Annotated in this window: 21 protein-coding genes; 12 read left to right on the forward strand and 9 right to left on the reverse strand. The window is 70.1% G+C overall.

The genetic code is table 11. The features are described from left to right. Window positions 1-150: 150 nt before the first annotated feature. The gene (locus tag BLW84_RS08630; protein WP_143060898.1) at window positions 151-693 is read left to right on the forward strand and encodes a hypothetical protein; all 543 of its coding nucleotides are present in this window, start codon (window positions 151-153) and stop codon (window positions 691-693) included. After that, the gene (locus tag BLW84_RS08635) at window positions 687-1,622 is read left to right on the forward strand and encodes a hypothetical protein (RefSeq protein ID WP_093263377.1); all 936 of its coding nucleotides are present in this window, start codon (window positions 687-689) and stop codon (window positions 1,620-1,622) included. Before BLW84_RS08630 ends, BLW84_RS08635 begins: the two co-directional genes overlap by 7 nt. A gap of 6 nt (window positions 1,623-1,628) precedes the next feature. Here BLW84_RS08635 and BLW84_RS08640 read toward each other — a convergent pair whose 3' ends face one another. Together BLW84_RS08640 and BLW84_RS08645 are read right to left on the reverse strand one after the other, a co-directional pair. Next, window positions 1,629-2,309: a histidine phosphatase family protein gene (locus tag BLW84_RS08640; protein ID WP_093263379.1), complete on the reverse strand. Its 681-nt coding sequence runs from the start codon at window positions 2,307-2,309 to the stop codon at window positions 1,629-1,631. A gap of 105 nt (window positions 2,310-2,414) precedes the next feature. Continuing rightward, complete coding sequence (locus BLW84_RS08645) at window positions 2,415-3,236, reverse strand: undecaprenyl-diphosphate phosphatase (RefSeq protein ID WP_425441700.1); 822 nt, start codon at window positions 3,234-3,236, stop codon at window positions 2,415-2,417. Window positions 3,237-3,525: 289 nt separating this feature from the next. Here BLW84_RS08645 and BLW84_RS08650 point away from each other — a divergent pair, with 289 nt between their 5' ends. The 3 genes from BLW84_RS08650 to BLW84_RS08660 all read left to right on the forward strand — a co-directional run bounded on the left by BLW84_RS08650 (window position 3,526) and on the right by BLW84_RS08660 (window position 5,794). Continuing rightward, window positions 3,526-4,497 (forward strand): aldo/keto reductase, encoded by a 972-nt coding sequence (locus tag BLW84_RS08650; RefSeq protein WP_093263382.1) that lies wholly within the window; start codon window positions 3,526-3,528, stop codon window positions 4,495-4,497. Window positions 4,498-4,598: 101 nt separating this feature from the next. After that, entirely contained in the window at window positions 4,599-5,579 is a 981-nt protein-coding gene (locus BLW84_RS08655; RefSeq protein WP_093263384.1) for a YncE family protein, read from the forward strand. Then, a complete protein-coding gene (locus tag BLW84_RS08660) occupies window positions 5,576-5,794 on the forward strand; it encodes a DUF5703 family protein (RefSeq protein ID WP_093263387.1) in 219 nt (72 codons plus the stop codon). The genes BLW84_RS08655 and BLW84_RS08660 overlap by 4 nt, the downstream gene beginning before the upstream one ends. 5 nt (window positions 5,795-5,799) lie before the next feature. Here the strand turns inward: BLW84_RS08660 and lplAB are convergent, their stop codons facing one another. Further along, window positions 5,800-6,849 (reverse strand): lipoate-protein ligase LplAB, encoded by a 1,050-nt coding sequence (gene lplAB / locus BLW84_RS08665; RefSeq protein ID WP_093263389.1) that lies wholly within the window; start codon window positions 6,847-6,849, stop codon window positions 5,800-5,802. An 83-nt stretch (window positions 6,850-6,932) separates the two neighbouring features. On the opposite strand from lplAB, the gene BLW84_RS08670 reads away from it, so the two are divergent. Continuing rightward, a complete protein-coding gene (locus tag BLW84_RS08670; protein WP_093263392.1) occupies window positions 6,933-8,483 on the forward strand; it encodes an N-acyl-D-amino-acid deacylase family protein in 1,551 nt (516 codons plus the stop codon). Between the two features lie 240 nt (window positions 8,484-8,723). Here BLW84_RS08670 and BLW84_RS08675 read toward each other — a convergent pair whose 3' ends face one another. Continuing rightward, a complete protein-coding gene (locus tag BLW84_RS08675) occupies window positions 8,724-9,197 on the reverse strand; it encodes an MFS transporter (RefSeq protein WP_425441695.1) in 474 nt (157 codons plus the stop codon). A 409-nt stretch (window positions 9,198-9,606) separates the two neighbouring features. On the opposite strand from BLW84_RS08675, the gene BLW84_RS47335 reads away from it, so the two are divergent. Further along, a complete protein-coding gene (locus BLW84_RS47335; protein ID WP_177226363.1) occupies window positions 9,607-9,768 on the forward strand; it encodes a hypothetical protein in 162 nt (53 codons plus the stop codon). Between the two features lie 44 nt (window positions 9,769-9,812). Next, window positions 9,813-11,024: a threonine synthase gene (locus tag BLW84_RS08680; RefSeq protein WP_218157243.1), complete on the forward strand. Its 1,212-nt coding sequence runs from the start codon at window positions 9,813-9,815 to the stop codon at window positions 11,022-11,024. A gap of 27 nt (window positions 11,025-11,051) precedes the next feature. Here BLW84_RS08680 and BLW84_RS08685 read toward each other — a convergent pair whose 3' ends face one another. Continuing rightward, window positions 11,052-11,579 carry a GNAT family N-acetyltransferase gene (locus BLW84_RS08685; RefSeq protein ID WP_093263394.1) on the reverse strand — a complete coding sequence of 176 codons (528 nt, stop codon included), beginning with the start codon at window positions 11,577-11,579 and terminating at the stop codon, window positions 11,052-11,054. Between the two features lie 144 nt (window positions 11,580-11,723). Between BLW84_RS08685 and BLW84_RS08690 the strand changes: the two genes are divergently transcribed. After that, complete coding sequence (locus tag BLW84_RS08690; RefSeq protein ID WP_245761028.1) at window positions 11,724-12,737, forward strand: LLM class F420-dependent oxidoreductase; 1,014 nt, start codon at window positions 11,724-11,726, stop codon at window positions 12,735-12,737. A gap of 162 nt (window positions 12,738-12,899) precedes the next feature. On the opposite strand, the gene BLW84_RS08695 is transcribed toward BLW84_RS08690, so the two are convergent. Then, on the reverse strand, window positions 12,900-13,643 hold the full coding sequence (locus BLW84_RS08695; RefSeq protein WP_093263397.1) for a TetR family transcriptional regulator: 744 nt from the start codon (window positions 13,641-13,643) through the stop codon (window positions 12,900-12,902). Between the two features lie 133 nt (window positions 13,644-13,776). Here BLW84_RS08695 and BLW84_RS08700 point away from each other — a divergent pair, with 133 nt between their 5' ends. Beyond that, window positions 13,777-14,934, forward strand: coding sequence for an acyl-CoA dehydrogenase (locus tag BLW84_RS08700; protein WP_093263399.1), 1,158 nt, complete (start codon window positions 13,777-13,779; stop codon window positions 14,932-14,934). Between the two features lie 143 nt (window positions 14,935-15,077). After that, complete coding sequence (locus BLW84_RS08705) at window positions 15,078-15,509, forward strand: DoxX family protein (RefSeq protein WP_093263402.1); 432 nt, start codon at window positions 15,078-15,080, stop codon at window positions 15,507-15,509. A 3-nt stretch (window positions 15,510-15,512) separates the two neighbouring features. On the opposite strand, the gene BLW84_RS08710 is transcribed toward BLW84_RS08705, so the two are convergent. Beyond that, a complete protein-coding gene (locus BLW84_RS08710; protein WP_093263404.1) occupies window positions 15,513-15,986 on the reverse strand; it encodes a YkvA family protein in 474 nt (157 codons plus the stop codon). Between the two features lie 121 nt (window positions 15,987-16,107). Here BLW84_RS08710 and murJ point away from each other — a divergent pair, with 121 nt between their 5' ends. Then, a complete protein-coding gene (murJ, locus tag BLW84_RS08715) occupies window positions 16,108-17,733 on the forward strand; it encodes a murein biosynthesis integral membrane protein MurJ (protein WP_093263407.1) in 1,626 nt (541 codons plus the stop codon). Window positions 17,734-17,736: 3 nt separating this feature from the next. Here murJ and BLW84_RS08720 read toward each other — a convergent pair whose 3' ends face one another. Next, window positions 17,737-18,462: a type 1 glutamine amidotransferase gene (locus tag BLW84_RS08720; protein ID WP_425441696.1), complete on the reverse strand. Its 726-nt coding sequence runs from the start codon at window positions 18,460-18,462 to the stop codon at window positions 17,737-17,739. Further along, window positions 18,459-19,793 (reverse strand): Mur ligase family protein, encoded by a 1,335-nt coding sequence (locus BLW84_RS08725; RefSeq protein WP_093263410.1) that lies wholly within the window; start codon window positions 19,791-19,793, stop codon window positions 18,459-18,461. Before BLW84_RS08725 ends, BLW84_RS08720 begins: the two co-directional genes overlap by 4 nt. Window positions 19,794-19,831 lie beyond the last annotated feature (38 nt).

Below are 19,831 nucleotides of genomic sequence, written 5' to 3' on the forward strand. Positions count from 1 at the left end.
GGTGCTCGTGTGGTGCGTACGCTCCGGCAACCGGCCGGGAACCCGCCGGGCGCGTGGAAATTCCGACACGAATCCATGACGAATTCGCTACGATTCGCCGGCCGGGGTCGGGGACAGGACAACAACCGGCAGAACACGAACGGAGACCAGTTGCCCGCCGAGCACCCCGACCCGTTGCGCCGCTGGTGGTGGCGGACCCCGCTGGCGGCACGCCTGCTGCCCGCGGTCGCGCTGCTGACCGCGACCGGCGCCGGCGCCCTCAGCGCGCTGCCCGCCGGCGGCCAGGACCTCGCTACCACGCCTCCCCCGCGCACCCCCGTCGACTACGTCGCGCCGACCACCACCACGGCACCGGTCACCACGACCGCCTCGGCCGCGGAAACCGCCGAGGCAGAACCGGTCTCGTCGCCGACGACCAGCAGCAGCCGGAAAGCGACCACCACCACGGCGGCACCGGTCACCACGACCACTCCCCCAGCCCAGCCCACCCGCGGTCCCACCCCGCCGGGCCGGGACCGCGGCCGGCCCACCACCTCAACCACCTCCACCGGCGACGAGGACGGCTGGGTCCCGGAGGTCACCGAAGGCGAGCGCTGCTCCCGCGAAGGCGATGTCGGCCGCACCTCCTCGGGCGCCGCCGCCAGCTGCGAACGCGACGACCACGGCAAGCTGAGGTGGACCACGCAATGGTGAACGAGAACAGCCGCGAAACCGACCGCCACCACGCCAGCGCCCTGCGCATCCTGGAAAACGGCCCCTACGCCCCGCAATGCCCCCACGGGCACGGCCCGCTGACCACCATCGCCGACCACACCGCGCCCACCGGTGTGGCGATGGCCTGCCAGCAATGCGGACAACGCCGCGGCATGGAGATCACGATGCTGCGCACCCTGCTCAACCCCGAGAACGCCGACTTCGACCAGCCGCTGGCGACCTCGCCCACCGACAACCCGGCGGCGCGAGCCGTCGCCAACACCGACGACCCGACTTTGGTCGCCGTCACCAACACCGACGCCCCGGAGCCGGCCGACACGGACAACCAGGCGCAGGCCAACACCGACGACCCGGAGCTGGTGGCCGTCACCACCGAAATCCCCCGGGTGCAGCTCGAAGACACCGCCCGCGAGCCGCTGGGCAAGATCACCTCGCACCACACCCGCGACGACGCCGACGGCGACGAGGCGGACCTCGACCACGTCCCGCCGCCGCCCCGCGGCCACCAGCCCGACGGCACGATCCGCACCACCGGCTGGCTTCAGCTGGGCACCCGCCCGATCAGTTCCGGGCTGTGGGCCGCGCTCGCCGGCGCCGCACTCGGCCTCGCCCTCATCGACCTCAACACCTGGCTGCCGCTGGTCCTGCCCGCAGCCGCCTACGTGCTCTGGTTCGCCACCACCCGCTGGATCCGGCCCGCCTCGGCCGCCACCAACCTCGAACAGGTCTACGCCGACGAACTGCTCCCCGGCGACGCGATCCGCATCTACGGCCCGATCGGGCCCGTCGGCATCGTCGACCAGGTCACCCCGGCCGCCAACGAGCAGGTCCTCGTCCGCTTCACCGGCGGCACCCAGCGCTTCCTGCCCGCCGACGCCCGCTGCCACCTCGTGGCACTGCGCAACTAGCGCGGCTCAGCGATCCGGCGAGCCCGTCGTCCCGCCCACGACCGCATCCGACTTCGCCGCGTCCACCGGCGGCACCAATCCCGACACGTCGCCGCCGGTGTCGTTGACCTTCAGCACGAACGGCCTCGTCTCGGTGTAGCGCACCACGCTCACCGAGCACGGGTCCACCACGATCCGCTGGAACCCGTCCAGGTGCAGCCCCAGCGCATCCGCCAGCACCGACTTGATCACATCGCCGTGGGTGCACGCCAACCACACCGCATCCGGGCCGAACCGGCGATCGTGCGCCCGCACCGCGGCCACCGACCGCGCCTGCACCTGCGCCAATCCCTCGCCGCCCGGGAACACCGCCGCCGACGGATGCTGCTGCACGACCTTCCACAGCGGCTCCGCGGTCAACTCGGTGATCTTCCGCCCGGTCCAGTCGCCGTAGTCGACCTCGGCCAGATCCGGCTCCACCAGCGGCGAAAGCCCGCGCTGCGCGGCCAACCCCGCCACGGTCTCCCGGCACCGCTGCAACGGCGACACCACGATCCCGGCCAGCGGCACCCCCGCCAACCGGTCCACCAACCCGGCCGCCTGGCCCACCCCCGTCTCGTCCAACCCGACGCCGGGCGAACGCCCCGCCAACGTACCGGCACCATTGGCCGCCGACCGCGCATGCCGCAACAGGATGAGAGTCGCCACGCCCGCCGACTGTAGGCCCCACCCCCGCGCCACCCACCACAACCCCCGGCAAACGAAAACGCGGCCGGCACCCGACGGTGCCGACCGCGTTCCCCTATCACCGGATCACGGCTGCATGACGCCGAAACCCAACAACCCGAACACCAGCAAACCCAACGCGATCCGGTACCACACGAACAAGTACACGCTGTGCCGCTCCACGAACCGCAGCAGCCAGGCGATCACCGCATACCCGATCACCCCGGCCACCACCGTCGCCACGATCATCTGCGCCGTCGTCGGCTGCAGCCCGTACGGGCTCGGCTCGAACACGTGCGGGATCTCCGACAACCCCGCCGCGAACACCGCCGGAATCGCCAGCAAGAACGAGAACCGCACCGCCGTCGGCCGATCCAGCCCCAACGACAGACCGGCCGTGATCGTGCCGCCCGACCGCGACACACCCGGGATCAACGCCAACGCCTGCGCGAAACCCATCACCACGCCATCGCTGAGCCGCAACCGGTCCTGCGACCGCCGCTGCTGACCGAACCGCTCCGCCAACCCCATCAGCACACCGAACACGATCAACGTCGTACCCGTGATCCACAGGCTCCGGAACGTCGACCTGATGAAGTCCTGGAACAGGAAACCCAGCACACCGATCGGCAAACTACCGATGATCACGTACCACGCCAGCCGGTAGTCCTGCGTCCGCCGAACCTCGGCGTTCACCAAACCCCGGAACCACACGCCCACCAGCCGGACGATGTCCTTCAAGAAGAAGATCACCACCGCCAGCTCGGTACCGATCTGCGTCACCGCCGTGAACGACGCACCAGCATCGTCACCGAAGAACAGCTTCGACACGATCGACAGATGACCGGACGAAGAAATCGGAAGGAACTCCGTGAGCCCCTGGACCACGGCCAACACCATGGTCTGCAACCACGACAACGAAACCCACTCCAGCACGATCGCGGAAACTCTTGTGCGCCCACCGGCCACCGGCCGCCGAGCCCGAAGCCCAAATCTTGCAGCATTCCCACCAACCGCCCACCCCCACCCCGGGGAACCACATCCCACCAGGTCAGGGAACGACTGATCACAGCGAGCAACGAACAAACCCGGCACCCACCGGCACCACGCCCCGAACTGTGATCCGGAACACCCAGAACCAGACCCGCCGCAGCAGCCTCACCGCCCACGACCGCCACAGGCAATACCCTCACCCACCGTGGAACACCGACAACTCGGCCGCAGCGGCCTCCGCGTCTCCCGACTCGCCCTCGGCACCATGACCTGGGGACTCGACACCGACGCCGACGAAGCCGCCGAGCAACTGTCCACCTTCCACGAAGCCGGCGGCACCCTCGTCGACACCGCCGACGTCTACCAGGACGGCCACACCGAAGAAATCCTCGGCGACCTCCTCACCACCCAACTCCCCCGCGACGAAATCGTCCTCGCCACCAAAGCCGTCGCCCGCCGCACACCCGGCCCCTTCGGCGGCGGCGCCTCCCGCGGCGCCCTCCTCACCGCCCTCGACGGCTCACTGCGCCGCCTCCGCACCGACCACGTCGACCTCTGGCAACTCCACGCCTGGGACCCCGCCGTCCCCCTCGACGAAACCCTCTCCGCCATCGACACCGCCGTCACCAGCGGCCGCGTCCGCTACGCCGGCATCTCCAACTACGCGGGCTGGCAACTCGCCACCGCCGCCACCCACCAAAACGCCCACCCCACCCGCACCCCCCTCATCGCCAACCAAGCCGAGTACTCGCTCCTCGAACGCGGCATCGAACGCGAAGTCAGCCCCGCCGCCACCCACCACGGCCTCGGCCTCCTCGCCTGGGCACCACTCGGCCGCGGCGTCCTCACCGGCAAGTACCGCAACGCCACCCCACCCGACTCCCGCGGCGCCACCAGCCACCTCGCCAGCTACGTCGAACACCACCGCACCGAACGCGCCGCCCGCATCGTCCACGCCGTCCTCACCGCCGCCGAAGGCCTCGGCACCTCACCCGTCCACGTCGCCCTCGCCTGGGTCCGCGACCGCCCCGGCGTCACCGCCCCCATCCTCGGCGCCCGCACCAACAACCAGCTCAAAACCGCCCTCGACGCCGAAGACCTCACCCTCCCCCCAGCCATCCGCGCCGCCCTCGACGACATCAGCGCACCCGAACAGAGCTACCCCGCCCAGCCCTGACACCCCGGGCCAACCACCACCCGACCGACCGAATCAGGGATGCTGGAGCCAGCAACACGCACCGCAACCCGCGGGGCACGCGGCACCAAGGAGGACCCCCGTTGCGTCGGCTGGCCATCATCTGCCTCTCCGCAACCCTGCTCACCGGCTGCGGAATGGACACCACCAGCGACCCCCTCCAGGTCACCGACACCCTGACGGCCGCCACACCCGCCACCGCGCCACCGGCAACCGCCCCACCGGCAGGGACCGTCCACCCCGCACCCCCCGTGCAGCTCGCCGCCTACGACCGCGACACCCACACCCTCGTGCTCGCCAGCGGCCCCCAGCTCACCCTGGTGGACACGCGCACCAACACCCAGCGCAACCTCACGCTCCCCAGCGCCCCCGCCGCCCTGCGCGCCGAACGCGGCCGACTCACCGCCGCACTCCCCGACGCCAACCTCATCAGCCGCGTCGACCTGCGCACCGCCACCGCACAACCCACCCAGGTCCCCGGCGGCCCGATCGACGCCATCGACCTCGACGGCAACCGAACCGCCGTCATCCTCCGCGACAGCGGCACCGTCACCGTCCTCCACAACGGCAACCCCACCGCCACCACCGAGAAATTCCAGGGCCCCGCGCAACTGCTGCCCACCCGCGACGGCATCGCGGTCCTAGACCGCCTCACCACCGCGATCACCCCCATCGACCCCGCAACCGGCACCAAAGGCGCCGGCCTCCGCGCCGGACAAGGCGCCACCAACGCCGTCACCGACCGCTACGGCCGCATCCTCACCATCGACACCCGAGGCCAAGAACTCCTCGCCTTCAGCACCGACCCGCTGATCATGAAACAGCGCTACCCCGTGCCCGGCGCCCCCTACGGCCTCGCCTACGACCCCACCCGCGATCTAGCCTGGGTCACGCTGACCGCAACCAACGAACTCGTCGGCTACGACATCGCCGGCGGCGAACCCCAGGAACGCCACCGGCTGCCCACCATCAGCCAACCCAACGCAGTCGCAGTCGACCCAGACACCGGAGACGTCTACATCGCCTCCGCCAACGGCGCCGGCTACCAGGTGGTGAGAGCGTGAACGCAGAAGGAACCGACACCGAAACAGACTGGGAATACCAACCGCTGCGCCTCCCACCAGGCGTCACCCGCTGGAGCGCAGCGACCCAACTCAGCATCCACGCCGAATTCTCCGGCTGGGAACTGTCCCGCGTACTCCTCTACGCCGACGGAACCCGCAAGATCTGGCTACGCCGCCGCCGAACCACCCCCGGCGTACCCGGCCTGCTCACCTGACCCGGTCACGGCACCCGCAGCAACCACTCCCGCGTCGCGAACTTCGACTCCACCAACTCGCGCGCCCGCTGCCGCTCGCCCTCCGACACCGGACCATCGGACAACCCGAACCGCCGGCGGAACCCCTCGATCAACCGCTCGATGATCACCTCACGAGCCAACCCCGTCTGCCGCCGCAACGGATCCACCCGCTTCTTCGCGCTCGTGATCCCCTTGTCCGACAACTTCTCCTTCCCCACCCGCAACACCTCACCCATCTTGTCCGCATCGATGCTGTAAGACATCGTCACGTGGTGCAGCACCGCACCCGACACCAACCGCTTCTGCGCCGCACCACCGATCTTCCCGCCATCCGACGCGATGTCGTTCAACGGCTGGTACCACACGTTCAACCCCAACTCCCGCAACACACCCAGCACCCAGTCGTCCAAGAACGCGTACGACTCCGCGAACGTCATCCCCGCCACCAGCGAACCCGGCGCATAAAGCGAATACGTCACCGTGTTCCCCGGCTCCACGAACATCGCCCCACCACCGGTGATCCGCCGCACCACCTCCACCCCATGCCGCTGCGCACCAGCCACGTCCACCTCGTTGCGCACCGACTGGAAACTCCCGATGATCACCGCCGGCGCCGCCCACTCCCAGAACCGCAACGTCGGCGCCCGCCGCCCCGCCGCCACCTCCTCGGCCAGCACCTGGTCCAACGCCATGTGCATCAACGGCGTCTGCGGCCCATCGTGGACCAACCGCCACTCGTGATCAGCCCAATCCGACGCACGCGTCAACGCCCGCCGCACCGCGACCCCCACCGCCTCCGCGTCGAAACCCACCAACCGCGCACCAGCGGGCAACCCGCCCCGGATCCGCGCCGCCAACTCAGCACCATCGGCATCCGCCGGCGCCCCCGTCAACGCACCGTTGATGTCCTCCAAAGCCTCATCCGGCTCCAGGAAGAAGTCCCCGCTCAACCGCACATCCGCCAGCCGGCCGTCCACAACGTCCAGATCGACCACGACCAGCTTCCCGCCGGGAACCTTGTACTCACCGTGCACCGCACACCCCTGACCTAGACACCGACGAACCGGACAACATCACACGACCACCGTTATTCCACCGCACCCGAAAGGCAGCCCGAGTGACCACCGAACTGCTCACCGGCGCGCTCCTCGCCGACGGCACCGGAACACCCCTGCGGCCCGCCGAAATCCTCATCCAGGACGACCGCATCACCGCCGTCGAACACCCCGGCACCCTCCCCGCCGACACACCCCGCCGCGACCTCACCGGACTCGTCCTCGCCCCCGGCTTCATCGACGTCCACTCCCACGCCGACAACGCCCCGCTGCTCACCACCGACGACACCACCAAGATCCTGCAAGGCGTCACCACCGAAATCGTCGGCAACTGCGGCTTCAGCCTCGCACCACGCAGCACCCACAACGCCGACACCCTCGCCACCTTCCTGCAACGACTCTTCCCACCGCTGGACTTCACCTGGACCGGCTTCCACGACCTCTTCGCCGCCACCGACGCAGCCGGCTACGTCACCAACTACTGCCCCCTCATCGGCCACGGCACCCTCCGCATCGCCGCCCTCGGCATGGCAGACACCGCCCCCGACGACAACGCCCTCCGCACCATGCGCACCGCCCTCGACGAAGGCATGACCGCCGGCGCCTTCGGCCTCTCCAGCGGCCTCATCTACCCACCCGCGGTCTTCTCCACCACCCGCGAACTCACCGCCGTCGCCGAAGCACTCGGCGGCACCGGCCTCTACGTCACGCACATGCGCGACGAAGGCGACGCCCTGCTCGAATCCATCGACGAAGCGCTCCACATCGGCGCCACCGCGGGACGCACCCACCTGTCCCACCTCAAAGCCACCAAACCGGACAACTGGGGCAAGATGCGCCCCGCCCTCGACAAGATCGACCAAGCCCGCAACGCCGGCCACGACGTCGTCCAGGACGTCTACCCCTACACCGCGTCCTCCACCATGCTCACCGCCGTACTCCCCACCCGGTACCTCGCCGGCACCGCCGAACAGACCCTCGCCCGCCTCCGCAGCAAAACCGGCCGCGACGACCTCGCCGCCACCATCGGCGAACGCACCGCATGGGACCGCATCCTCATCGCCACCACCGCCAGCCACCGCCACGAAGGCCGCACCATCGCCGAACTCGCCGCCCACCACGGCACCGAACCCGTCGACGCACTGATCAAGATCCTGGTCGACGAACAACTCCGCGCCGCGATGATCAACTTCTCCATGCACGAGGACGACCTCGAACTCGCCATGACCGACCCGCACACCATGATCGGCTCCGACGGCCTGCCACCCGGCACCGGAGGCAAACCCCACCCCCGGCTGACCGGCACCTTCCCCCGCGTCCTAGGCCGCTACACCCGCGAACGCGGCGTCCTGGCCCTCCCCGAAGCCATCCGCCGGATGACCTCGCTGCCCGCCCGGTGCTTCCGCATCCCGGACCGCGGCACGATCGCCCCCGGCCACATCGCCGACCTGGTCGCCTTCGACGCCGACGCGGTCACCGACATCGGCGACTACCAGGACCCGATGCGCCCACCGGCCGGCATCCCCTGGGTCTGCCAAGCCGGCCGAACCGTCGTCGAGAACGGCGAATACACCGGCCCCCGCACCGGAATCCGCCTGACGCCGAAAGCCTGACCCCACCCCCGCCACCGGCGACGGCTGTTCGCGAAACCGCCGTCGCCCGTGGCGGCGATCGACGACCTGAACGGCGAGGTGGCGCACTTCGCCCACACCCGCACGGAACCCGTTGTGCCACAAGACAAAGACTGGCGTGCGAATAATCGAAGCGTTCGCGCCTCAGCGCACGAGCTATTACCTCTCGGGCATGTCGTTCTTGGAACTCGACGGTCTGCTGCGCACTCCAGCTGGCCGCAGTCAACGCATCGGGAAGAGCGCCGCCAGGATGGTGCCGCTGAGGGCGATGCCGATCCCGATGGTCACTTCGCTGGCGGTATCGATGAGCGCGGCTCCGATGGTGGTGCGGTTCTCCGGCAGGCCGCGCATCACGTTGTTGCCTGCCACGACACCGACCACCCGCATGCCCACCGCGACGAGGACGAGAGCGACTGCGATCCAGACGTAGCCGAACCTGCCGAGTGCGGTGTAGACGGCGAGTCCGCACACGACCACGCCGGCGCTGAGCCCGGCTGCCGTGGTTAGGCCGACGCGCGTGATCAGAGGGCTGATGAGAGCACCGCCGGCGATCAGGACGACGACCTGGGGCAGCATCCCGATGGCCGCCTGGGCCGGTGTCCATCCCAGATCGAGCTGGAGTTGCAGTGTCACGAGGTAGCCGAGCCCGGCGGTCGCCAGTCCTGCCGCGGCTTTGAGCACCAGGCCGCTGGACACCCATTGCAGGGTGGTCGTCGAGGCGGAGAGCTCGTGGCCGATGCCACGATCAGAACGCCGACCGCGTGCGGATCACCTGCCAGTCGTGGATGACGGAACACATGGCGATCACAGCGGCAAACGACGATTCCCCGGACGCCCCGAGCTCGCCGGCGGCATCGGAGAACCCAAATCTCCGCCCCCACAAGGGGAAACTCTCGCTGGTCTATGTGTTTTTGCCCGTGCACGGTAAGTCGATGTGCATGATCGTAGATTTAATTTCAATCTACACTGACATTATAGAAGTTAATATTCTACATGTACTCGTCCCGACCGGGCGATTTCCGATCAGCGATCGCGGGTCGCCATGCGATCTCCCAACCCGAGAAGCACCATCAGGCAATAACTTCCGCTTCGAGAGGAGCCGGGCATGACGCTCTCCGACCACTTCGCCGCCCCGCAGCAGCGAACCGCCTCCCCCACCCCGGACTTCGGAGAACTCCGTCTGCCCGCCCAGGACCGAGTGGAAACCACCCCCGCCGCGGACCACGACGACCACGACGAGAGCCATCTGATCCGCGGCTACGACTGACCGGCGCTTCTCCCCTCCCCCACCGGCCGTTACGCTCTGACAGCGTGGCAACCGATCTCTCGCTGGCCATCGGCCAGCGCTCGATGGGCAACCCGGACATCGCCTACCCGCTGTGGCCGCCGCTGACCGCCGGCTGCCCCACCACGAGCACCGACGAGATCGCCTACCCGGTCGAAGTCGACTACGACTACGACCGGGTCCCGCCAGGACTGTTCCAGCACGCGACCGGCACCGGCCTGGACCGCTGGGCACCGCTGCTGCCACCCCTGACCGCCCCGGGACTGGCCGAAGGCGGCACGCCGCTGGTGGAGATCGCCGACGGCGCATTCGTCAAGGACGAAGCGCGAAACCCCACCTGGAGCCACAAGGACCGGCTGAACCGCTGCACGGTCAGCGCCGCCCTGGGCACAGGCGCCGACGGGATCGTCGTCGCATCGTCGGGGAACCACGGCGCATCCGCCGCCGCGTACGCCACCCGCGCCGGGCTGAAGTGCGTCGTGCTCACCTCGGCCGAAACCCCGCCGGCTGTCACGTCGTTCCTGCGAGCCTACGGCGCGGTCGTGCTGACCGTGCCCACCGAAGCGCGCTGGCCGCTGCTGCGCCGGATCGTGGCCGAAACGGGCTTCCACCCGGTCAGCAACGTCACGACGACGCACACCGGCCACGCCTTCGGCCCCGAGGGCTACAAAACCATCGCGTACGAGATCTTCATCGAACTCGGGGTTCCCGCAGCGGTGTTCGCGCCCACCGGGTACGGCGAGCTGCTCTTCGGCGTGTGGAAGGGATTCGCCGAGCTCGTACGCCTCGGCGTAGCGACGACGACGCCGCGGATGTTCGCCTGCGAGGCCGCCGCAGGCGGTCCGCTGGCCCACTCCCTCGCCGAAGGACGCCCGGCGGCGGAGGTCGAAGTCGCTCAGACCGCCGCCTACGCGATCAACTCCAAGGTCAGCGGCTACCGACCGGTGGCGGCGATCCAGGCCAGCGACGGGCGCGCACTGCTGGTGGACGACGCGGAAATGGCGCGGGCGCAACACGATCTGGCCCGCGCGGGCCTGTGGTACGAGATGTCCGCGGCCGCCGGGCTGGCCGGCTTCCGCCAGGTACGCGACCAGGAGGAGTTCGACGGCCCAGTGGTGTGCATCGCCACCTCCAGCGGGTTCAAGGACATCGGCGTCGGGGCAAGGGGGCCCGAACCGACCGATCCGCACTGGGACGTGGTGCGCCGGCACCTGCGATCGTCCGGCATCGCATGCTGAACCGCGCATCCACAGTGGATCGCCCGCTCAGCGGCGGAACTCGTAGATCGCGCTGACACCCGCGTCCGACGGATCATCGGACTCCAGATCACGCTCCTCGACCAGTTCGAACCCCGCCCGCTCCAGCGCCCGCCGGGACGCCTGGTTGTCCGCCTGCGGCACCGCGACGATCGCCTCGACGTCGTCGTAGAGGCCGAACACCAGACCCGTGAACGCCCCGATCGCCGACGAGCCGATCCCGAGCCCGCACCGGCCGGGCATCCCGATCAGGTAGTCGACCCCGGCCGCCGCCGGGATCCCCACGAGCGCGTCCCACTCCGGTTCGTCCGCCATCCGGTAGCACTGGACCATCCCGACCCGCTCGCCCGCCACGTTGATCACGAAGCAGCGTGCCGGATCCACCCCGTCCACGGACGGCCCGTACTCCTGCTCCACCAGGTCCGCGGTCGGCTCCGCACCGCGCCACCACTCCCGCACGTGCGGGGCCGACAACCAGCTCCGCAGCAACCCGAAATCCCGCCGTGACAACGGATCGAAACGCACCGACCCGACCATTCCCACTCCTCGATTCACGAAAACCATTGCTGAGCAAGGTTAGAGACGTCTGCGCCGGCTTCCTAGCGGTTTTCTGGCAGGCAGCGCTGGGTGCGGTCGCCGTGCTTTATTTCATTCAACACTGAAATAATAGATTTTAATGACATGGAACGTTCGCCCAGTGCTGAACTCCTGGTGATCGCCCAAGGCATGCCGCAGCATGACCCCATGACCGACTTCCGCTTCTCCTACAACATCTTCGGCCTGGAAGAGCCTCCGGCCTTCGCCGAGACCTGCCGCCGCGCCGAGCGGTACGGCTACGACGCGGTGTTCGCCGCCGACCACCTCGGCCTCGCATCCCCCTTCCCCACCCTCGTGGCCGCCGCGCAGGCCACCGAACGGCTCCGGGTCGGCACCCTCGTGCTCAACGCGCCGTTCTGGAACCCGGCGTTGCTGGCCCGCGAGATCGCCACCACGGACGTCCTCACCGGCGGACGCCTGGAAGTCGGCCTCGGCGCCGGCCACATGAAGTGGGAGTTCGACGAGGCGGGCATCGAGTGGGAATCGTTCGGCAGTCGCGCCGAAAGGCTGCGGGCGACCATCGACGAGCTCGGCCGCCTGTTCGCCGCGGACGGCTACGAACAGCAGGCGGCCATGCGCGAGAACTTCGACATCCCGGTCCTGCGCCCCGTGCAGCGCTCCGGCTTCGGCGGCTACGGACCACCGCTGATCGTCGGCGGCACCGGCGACCGGATCCTGCAGATCGCCGCCGAAACGGCGGACGTCGTCGGCATCGCCGGGGCATTCCAGGTCAAGGGGCAACCGCCGGGAACGCTGCGCATCGGCACGGCGGCCGAGGCCGACGAACGGGTCCGCTACGCCCGCGAACGCGCCGGAGATCGCGCCGATCGCGTGCAGTGGCACGCCCTGGTGCAGTTGGTCGTGATCACCGATGACCGGGCGGTCGCCGCCGAGAAGCTGCTGGAGCGGTTCGGGTCGATGATGACCGCCGACGAGCTCCTGGAAACCCCGTTCGCCTTCATCGGCAGCGTCGAGCAGATCGCCGACCAAGTGCTGCGCAACCGCGAGCGCTACGGCTTCACCTACTACACCGTCCACGGCCCGTACATGGACGCCTTCGCACCGGTTATCGAGCGAGTCCGCTCGGCGACCAGCTGAGCGGACTCGTGCGGCGAAGCTCGTAACCGGCCGCTCCTCTTGCCTCTGTGCTGGGTGGGATCGGAGGTCGATTTCATTTAACACTGAAAAGATAGATCTAATCTAAAATTTTTAATCGTGGCATCCCCCACATACTCTCTGACACTGAGTGCCGAACTACCGCTAGCGGATGTCCCGCAGCGCCTCTTCGAGATGCTTGAGGACAACGCCCGCAGGCGCCGCGGTGCGCACCACGCCCACCACGACGCTCTCCCCCGCGTCGACGGCGGAATCGTCGCGACCCCACTGCCCCGACATCGCGACCGTCACCTGCTGCAGGGCTTCGCGCAGCAGCGCCTTCGCCTCCAGCTCTCCCCCGCTCTTCAGCCACTGGCGGAGCACGTGGTTGTGCGCGGCGACCACCGCCGAGGCCACCACCGCGGCGCGCAGGTCGCCGCCCGGCTCGCCCGCGTAGCGGCCGCGCAGGTAGCGCGCGAACACCCGCTGGTAGCGATCGATGCTGGCGATCTCCTTGTCCCGCAACGCGGAAACCTCTCGGGTCAGCTCGAAGCGCTTCAGCGACACCTCCGGCTCCGCCAGGTACATCTCCAGCACCACCTCGGCGGTCCGCCCGAGCACCGCGAGCGGATCGGCCGCCGGGTCGGCGGCCGCCAACAGTTCGACCACCTCCGCCAGCCGCTCGTCGTGACCGGGGAAGACGACGTCCTCCTTGGACCGGAAGTACCGGAAGAAGGTGCGCCGGCCGACGCCCGCCGCTTCGGCGATCTGGTCCACAGTGGTCGCTTCGAAGCCCTGCTCGCCGAACAGCCCCATCGCGGCCAGTGCCAGGGAGCTGCGCACCCGCCGGCGGCCGTGCGGGGTGCGGCCGGAACGGGTTCTGGGCGCCGGAGTCGCTGCCTCGGACATGGCCGGAATATAGCACCGGCCACGATTGCTAGTGGCACTCAGTGCCGTTACGATGGCGGCACGAACAGGGGTCCGCTGGGGCGGACCGCGAGGACTACCCCGGCCGGGGCGCCGGGGAACTAGGAGGCATCCGGTGGACCCGAGCTTCGGCACCTACCAGCTGGCCGAGGAGCACGAAGCACTGCGCGAGGCGGTGCGTGCCCTGGCCGAGAAGGAGATCGCGCCGCACGCGGCCGAGGTGGACGAGCAGGAGCGGTACCCGCGCGAGGCGCGCGACGCTCTGACGAAGGCCGGCTTCGCCGCCGTGCACGTACCGGAGGTCTACGACGGGCAGGGCGCCGACTCGGTCGCCACCTGCATCGTGATCGAGGAGGTCGCCCGGGTCTGCGCCTCGTCGTCGCTGATCCCGGCGGTGAACAAGCTCGGCACCATGCCGATCCTGCTCGCCGGCTCCGAGGAGCTCAAGCAGAAGGTAATGCCCTCGATCGCCAACGGCGAGGCGACCGCGTCCTACGCGCTGTCCGAGCGCGAGGCCGGCTCGGACGCGGCGTCGATGAAGACCCGCGCGCGCCTCGACGGCGACCACTGGGTGCTCAACGGCAGCAAGTGCTGGATCACCAACGGCGGCGAGTCCAAGTGGTACACCGTGATGGCGGTGACCGACCCGGACAAGGGCGCCAACGGCATCAGCGCGTTCGTCGTGCACGCCGACGACCCCGGATTCGTGGTGGGCCCCAAGGAGAAGAAGCTCGGCATCAAGGGCTCGCCGACCGTGGAGCTGTACTTCGAGGACTGCACCATCCCGGCCGACCGGATCATCGGCGAGCCTGGCACCGGCTTCAAGACCGCGCTGCGCACGCTGGACCACACCCGGCCCACGATCGGCGCCCAGGCCGTCGGCATCGCGCAGGGCGCGCTGGACCAGGCGCTGGCCTACGTCAAGGAGCGCAAGCAGTTCGGCAAGGCCATCTCCGACTTCCAGGGCGTCCAGTTCATGCTGGCCGACATGGCGATGAAGGTCGAGGCCGCGCGGCACATGGTCTACGTCGCCGCGGCCCGCGCCGAGCGCGGCGAGGCGAACCTCGGGTTCATCTCCGCCGCCGCGAAGTGCTTCGCCTCCGACGTCGCCATGGAGGTCACCACCGACGCGGTGCAGCTCTTCGGCGGCGCCGGCTACACCAGGGACTTCCCGGTGGAGCGGATGATGCGCGACGCCAAGATCACCCAGATCTACGAGGGCACCAACCAGATCCAGCGCATGGTGATGGCCCGCTCCCTGCTCAAGGGCTGAACCACCGGGTTGGGGGCCGCGGGCCGGTCCCCAACCCGCCTGCCCGGCGAGCACTCCGCCGAGATGACTGTGCCCTGGCCACCCACCAGACTTGAGGTGGGGCTGCGCCGCCAGCGGAGTCGACGCAGGACAGGAGGCACGTCATGCACGTCGTTCGTGATTTCTTCGCCTTCATCGGCCGGCTGGGCATCGGGATCATCCTGATCGCGCACGGATGGCAGAAGGTCGTCGACTACGGGCTGGGCGCGGTCGCGCAGAGCTTCGCCGGCATGCAGATCCCGTTCCCGCAGGTGTCCGCCTGGTACGCGGGCCTGGTCGAACTGATCGGCGGCGTCTTCCTGGTCCTCGGGCTGCTGCTGCCGCTGGTCGGCGTCCTGGTCGCCATCGACATGGCCGGCGCGGTGCTGCTCGTGCACCTGCCCTACGGCCTGTTCGCCCCCATGGGCTTCGAGCTGCCGCTGGCCATCGGCGTCGCCGCGCTGGCCCTGGGCTTCAACGGCGGCAACTGGTCGCTCGACCACGGCCTCTTCCGCCGCCGTCGCACGTCCACCGAACCCGAGCAGACGACGACCTGAGGACTACTCGGCGTCCGTTCCGGACCGCTGCTCCCGGGCGGCGAGGAAGTTGCCCGCTTCGGCGTACAGGCTGGTCAGCAGCCAGGTTCCGACGCCGATGTCGTCGCCGATGCCGAGCAGCGGCAGGAAATCCGGGATGAAGTCGATCGGCGAGACCACGTACACCGCGGCCAGCAGCCAGAGCGCGAGCTGGTAGCGCGGCAGCACCGGATTCCGGCCCCGCGCGGTGGAGGCGATCATCGACGGAACCGCGCGGGCCCGCCGCAGCGGGCTGCCCACCGGCGCCACCCGGTGCGCGCGGACCGCCGCCCGCAGCGGGAGCCGGCGGCGAGCTGCCGCGACCATTCCGGCGACGAGCATCCCGAGGCCCGCGGCGATCAGGCCGACCGGCAGGAGCCAGCCGCCCGCCATGTCCCCGCCGCTGACGATCGCCACGACCACCCCGGCCACCAGCAACAGCCCGCCGATCACGATCATCGCAGCGCCTCCCCCGTCCACGTCGGTGTGATCAGGTTGCCATGGGACGAGCGGTCACGAGGCGGCGGCCGGGTTTTCGTGGCACGGTCGGCGCAGGTGAGACCGAGAACTGGGGAGCGTCGTGGTCGAGCGGGCCGATTCCAGCGTGCGCGGCTCTTCGCTGGCCCGGGCCAGCGCGGCGATGGCGGTGGCGACCACCGTCAGCCGGGCCAGCGGCCTGCTGGCGAAGGTGCTGCTGGTGGCCGTTCTCGGGCTCGGCATGGTCAACGACTCCTACACCGTCGCGAACACGCTCCCGACGGTGGTCAACGAGCTGCTGCTCGGTGGGGTGCTTACGAGCATCGCGGTGCCTCTCCTGGTGCGGGCACAGCAGGAAGGCGCCCAGCGGGGCGAGGCCTACGCGCAGTGGATGATCACCATGGGCGGGGTGCTGCTGGTCGCTGCCACCACCGCCGCGGTGGCCACCGCGCCGCTGCTCACCGAGCTATACCTGGGCCCCGACACCCTGGCCAATACCGCGCTGACCACGGCGTTCGCCTACCTGCTGCTGCCCGGCATCATCTGCTACGGGATGTCTGCGCTGCTGCAGGCGATCCTCAACGTGCGCGGCGTGTTCGGCACCCCGGCGTGGGCGCCGGTGCTCAACAACGTCGTCGTGATCACCACAGTCGTGGTGTACGCGCTGGTGCCCGGCGAGATCTCGACGCATCCGGTGCGCATGGGCGAGCCGAAGCTGCTGATCCTGGGCATCGGCACCGCGCTGGGCATCGCCGCCCAGGCCGCGATCATGGCCGTTTCGCTGCGCCGCAGCGGTTTCCGGTTCCGCTGGCGGTGGGGCTGGGACCGCAGGCTGTCGGAGTTCGGCGGGCTGGCCGGCTGGGTCGTGCTCTACACCCTGATCAGCCAGGCCGGCATGGTGGTGATCACCCGCGTCACCGGGCAGGGCACCCCTGGCAGCGTCGCGACCTTCAACTACGCCTGGCTGCTGTCGCAGGTGCCCTACGGCGTGCTCGGCGTATCGCTGCTCACCGCGCTGATGCCCCGGATCAGCCGGGCAGCCGCGGCCAAGGACACCGCGGAGTTCGTCGCCGACGTGTCGTTGGGCAGCCGGCTGAGCGCCGTGCTGCTGATGCCGATCAGCGCGCTGCTGGCGGTCGCCGGCGGCGCGATCGGCGTGGCGTTCTTCTCGCTGGGCGCCAGCGACGTCGCGGCGGCGGACCGGCTCGGCTGGGCACTGGCGGCCGCCGCGCTGGGCGTGGTGCCGTTCGCGATCACGATGCTGCAGCTGCGCGCGTTCTACGCGATGAAGGACGCCCGCACGCCCACCTGGATCAACGTGATCATGGTGCTGGTCCGCAGCGTGCTGTGCTACGTCGCGCTCGCCTTGCTGGATCCGCGCGATCTGGTCGTCGGAGTCACCGGCGCGATGTCGGTGAGCTTCGTGGTCGGTGCGATCGCCGGCCAGATCTGGTTGCACCGCAGGGTCGGCCCGGTCCAGACCCGCCGGACCCTCGCCGGGATCGGGCGCGCGATCGCCGCCTCCTTGCTCGGCTGCGCCTGCGGGCTCGCCGTCCTCGCCGGGCTGCGCAGCGCGTTCGGGCCGTTCGGGCCGGTCTCCGACGCCTGGTTCTCGCTGGTGGTGCACACGGTGGTGGTGCTGGCAGTCAGCTTCTGCGCGCTGGCGCTCTTCCGCGCCCCGGAGCTGCGGCCCGTAGTCGACCGGGTGGCCAGGATCTTCCGCCGCTGACGGTCACTTGCGGTTGCGGACGTGCATCCGGGTGCGTTCGGCGCGAAGCGCGCGCAGCTCCGGCGGGTCGGGCAGCGGCTCCAACGGTTCGCCGATCGCCCATTCCAGCAGCAGATCGGCCAGCTTCGGATTGCGCGCCAACACCGGTCCGTGCAGGTACGTGCACACGACGTGGCCGCGGACCGCGCCTTCGGCATCGTCGTGACCGTTGCCGATGCCGCGTGTCACCCGCCCCAGCGGCTGGGAGCCGGGGCCGACCCGGGTGCGGCCGAGGTGGTTCTCGAACCCGGTGAGCATTCCGACACCGCCCAGGGTGGACTGCGTGGTCACCTCGCCGATCGCGCGCCCGCTGCCCGGCTCGGTGTCCGCGTCGACCGCCCCCAGCCCGGCGTGCTGCACGCCGTCGCCGGTGACGAAGCTCGTCCCGAGCACCTGCAGGCCGCCGCAGATGCCCAGCACCGGCGAGCCGCGTTCCACCGCGCGCCGCAGCCCGGGTCCGCGGTGCAGGAACCGGACCGCAGCCACCTGCGCGACGTCTTCACCGCCGCCGATCATGTACAGGTCGCAGGACTCCGGCACCGAGTCGGAATCGGAGAGCACCGTCACCGTCTCGCTGTCGATGTTGCGCCACTTCAGCCGCTGCGCCAGCACGAGCACGTTGCCCCGGTCGCCGTACGTGCCCAGCAGGTCGGGCAGCACCAGCGCGAGCCGGACGCGGTCGCGCATCATCGCCGGCTCCTGGTCACGAGGTCGCGGAAGGCGGTGTAGTTGGCTATCACGTCCGGCACGCCGGTGGCCGACCCGGCCAGCGCGTCGTCCACATCGGACGACACGGCGCAGGGCACCTCGGCGTAGCGCAGCCGCACCGCCAGGTCCAGCGCCCGGTCCCCCGCCACCCGGACCGGCCGGTCGCGCAGCACCTCGAAATCCACGTCCCACAGCCAGGAGACGTCGTGGCCGTCGGCCTCCCTGCTGTTGACCACCAGCACCAGCGGTTCGTCGCCGCCGTCGACGAGGTCGAGCATCTCCAGCCAGCTGGCCGGGTTCTTGGCCAGCAGCAGCCGGACGTCCCGCCCGGCGAGCCGGACCGTCTGGTACCGGCCGGCGGCCTCCGAGATCCGCCCGATCCGCGCCAGCGACGCGTCTTCGTCGCAGCCCAGGTGCAACGCCGCGGCCAGCGCGAACGTCGCGTTGACCCGGTTGACGTGGCCCGGCAGCGACAGCGCGAGCTCGTGGTGGGAGCCGTCGGCGGACACCACGCCGGTTCCGCTGACCGTCCAGTCCGCGGCGGGACGGGCCAGGCCGCAGGCGCAGCGCCAGTCCCGGGTGGTGTCGCCGATGAACGCGCCGCAGTTCGGGCAGTTCAGCGCGTCGTCCTTCCAGCGCACGCCACCGGAGATCCAGGTGACCGCGGGATGATCGGCGGCGGCGAAGACGATGTTCGGGTCGTCCCGGTTCGCGATCACCTGCGCGCCCGGCGCCTGCGCCAGGGCTCGCCGCAGGCTCGCGGCGACGGTGCGGATCTCGCCGACCCGGTCGAGCTGGTCCCGGCTGAGATTGAGCAGCAGGATCACGGCCGGCTCGAACTGCTCGGTCACCTGCGCCAGGTGCAGCTCGTCGACCTCCAGCGCGGCGAACGGGGCGTCCGGCCTGGTCATCAGCGCGGCGACGTGTCCGTCGAGCATGTTCGCGCCGGTGCCGTTGCTGACGGCGGGAGCCTGCGAGCGCAGTGCCTCGGCCACCATCTGCGTGGTCGTCGTCTTGCCGTTCGTACCGGTGACCATCACGACACGCCGCCCGGTTGCCAACCTGCGCAGGGCCCGCGGTTGTACGCTCAGCGCGAGCCGGCCGCCGATCATCCCGCCGCTGCCCATGCCGAGCCGCCGCGACATCGACGCCGCCAGCCGCCCCAGATCGACGGCGATGGCGGTGCGCAGGTCTTGGCGGTGCGCCTTGCGCGTCGGCAGTGCCGGAACGACCCGCCAGCTCTGATCGGCCGGCAGGCCTTCGGTCGGGGCGCGCTCCGCCGCCTCCCTCGAGTCCCGCGTGGTGTCGGTCATGCGTCCCTCCCCCCTCGGCGCCCGCACACGCGCGAAAC

Source organism: Saccharopolyspora shandongensis (assembly GCF_900106995.1).
Taxonomy (GTDB): Bacteria; Actinomycetota; Actinomycetes; order Mycobacteriales; family Pseudonocardiaceae; genus Saccharopolyspora; species Saccharopolyspora shandongensis.

What these genes read in the sequence shown, in the direction of transcription:
- BLW84_RS08710 (WP_093263404.1), bottom strand. Translation starts at nt 15,986, where the DNA reads ATGATCGTGATCGGCGGGCTGTTGCTGGTGGCCGGGGTGGTCGTGGCG.
- BLW84_RS08685 (WP_093263394.1), bottom strand. Translation starts at nt 11,579, where the DNA reads ATGGTCGGGTCGGTGCGTTTCGATCCGTTGTCACGGCGGGATTTCGGG.
- BLW84_RS08720 (WP_425441696.1), bottom strand. Translation starts at nt 18,462, where the DNA reads ATGATGCGCGACCGCGTCCGGCTCGCGCTGGTGCTGCCCGACCTGCTG.
- BLW84_RS08690 (WP_245761028.1), top strand. Translation starts at nt 11,724, where the DNA reads ATGGAACGTTCGCCCAGTGCTGAACTCCTGGTGATCGCCCAAGGCATG.
- BLW84_RS08725 (WP_093263410.1), bottom strand. Translation starts at nt 19,793, where the DNA reads ATGACCGACACCACGCGGGACTCGAGGGAGGCGGCGGAGCGCGCCCCG.
- BLW84_RS08635 (WP_093263377.1), top strand. Translation starts at nt 687, where the DNA reads ATGGTGAACGAGAACAGCCGCGAAACCGACCGCCACCACGCCAGCGCC.
- BLW84_RS08695 (WP_093263397.1), bottom strand. Translation starts at nt 13,643, where the DNA reads ATGTCCGAGGCAGCGACTCCGGCGCCCAGAACCCGTTCCGGCCGCACC.
- BLW84_RS08705 (WP_093263402.1), top strand. Translation starts at nt 15,078, where the DNA reads ATGCACGTCGTTCGTGATTTCTTCGCCTTCATCGGCCGGCTGGGCATC.
- BLW84_RS47335 (WP_177226363.1), top strand. Translation starts at nt 9,607, where the DNA reads ATGACGCTCTCCGACCACTTCGCCGCCCCGCAGCAGCGAACCGCCTCC.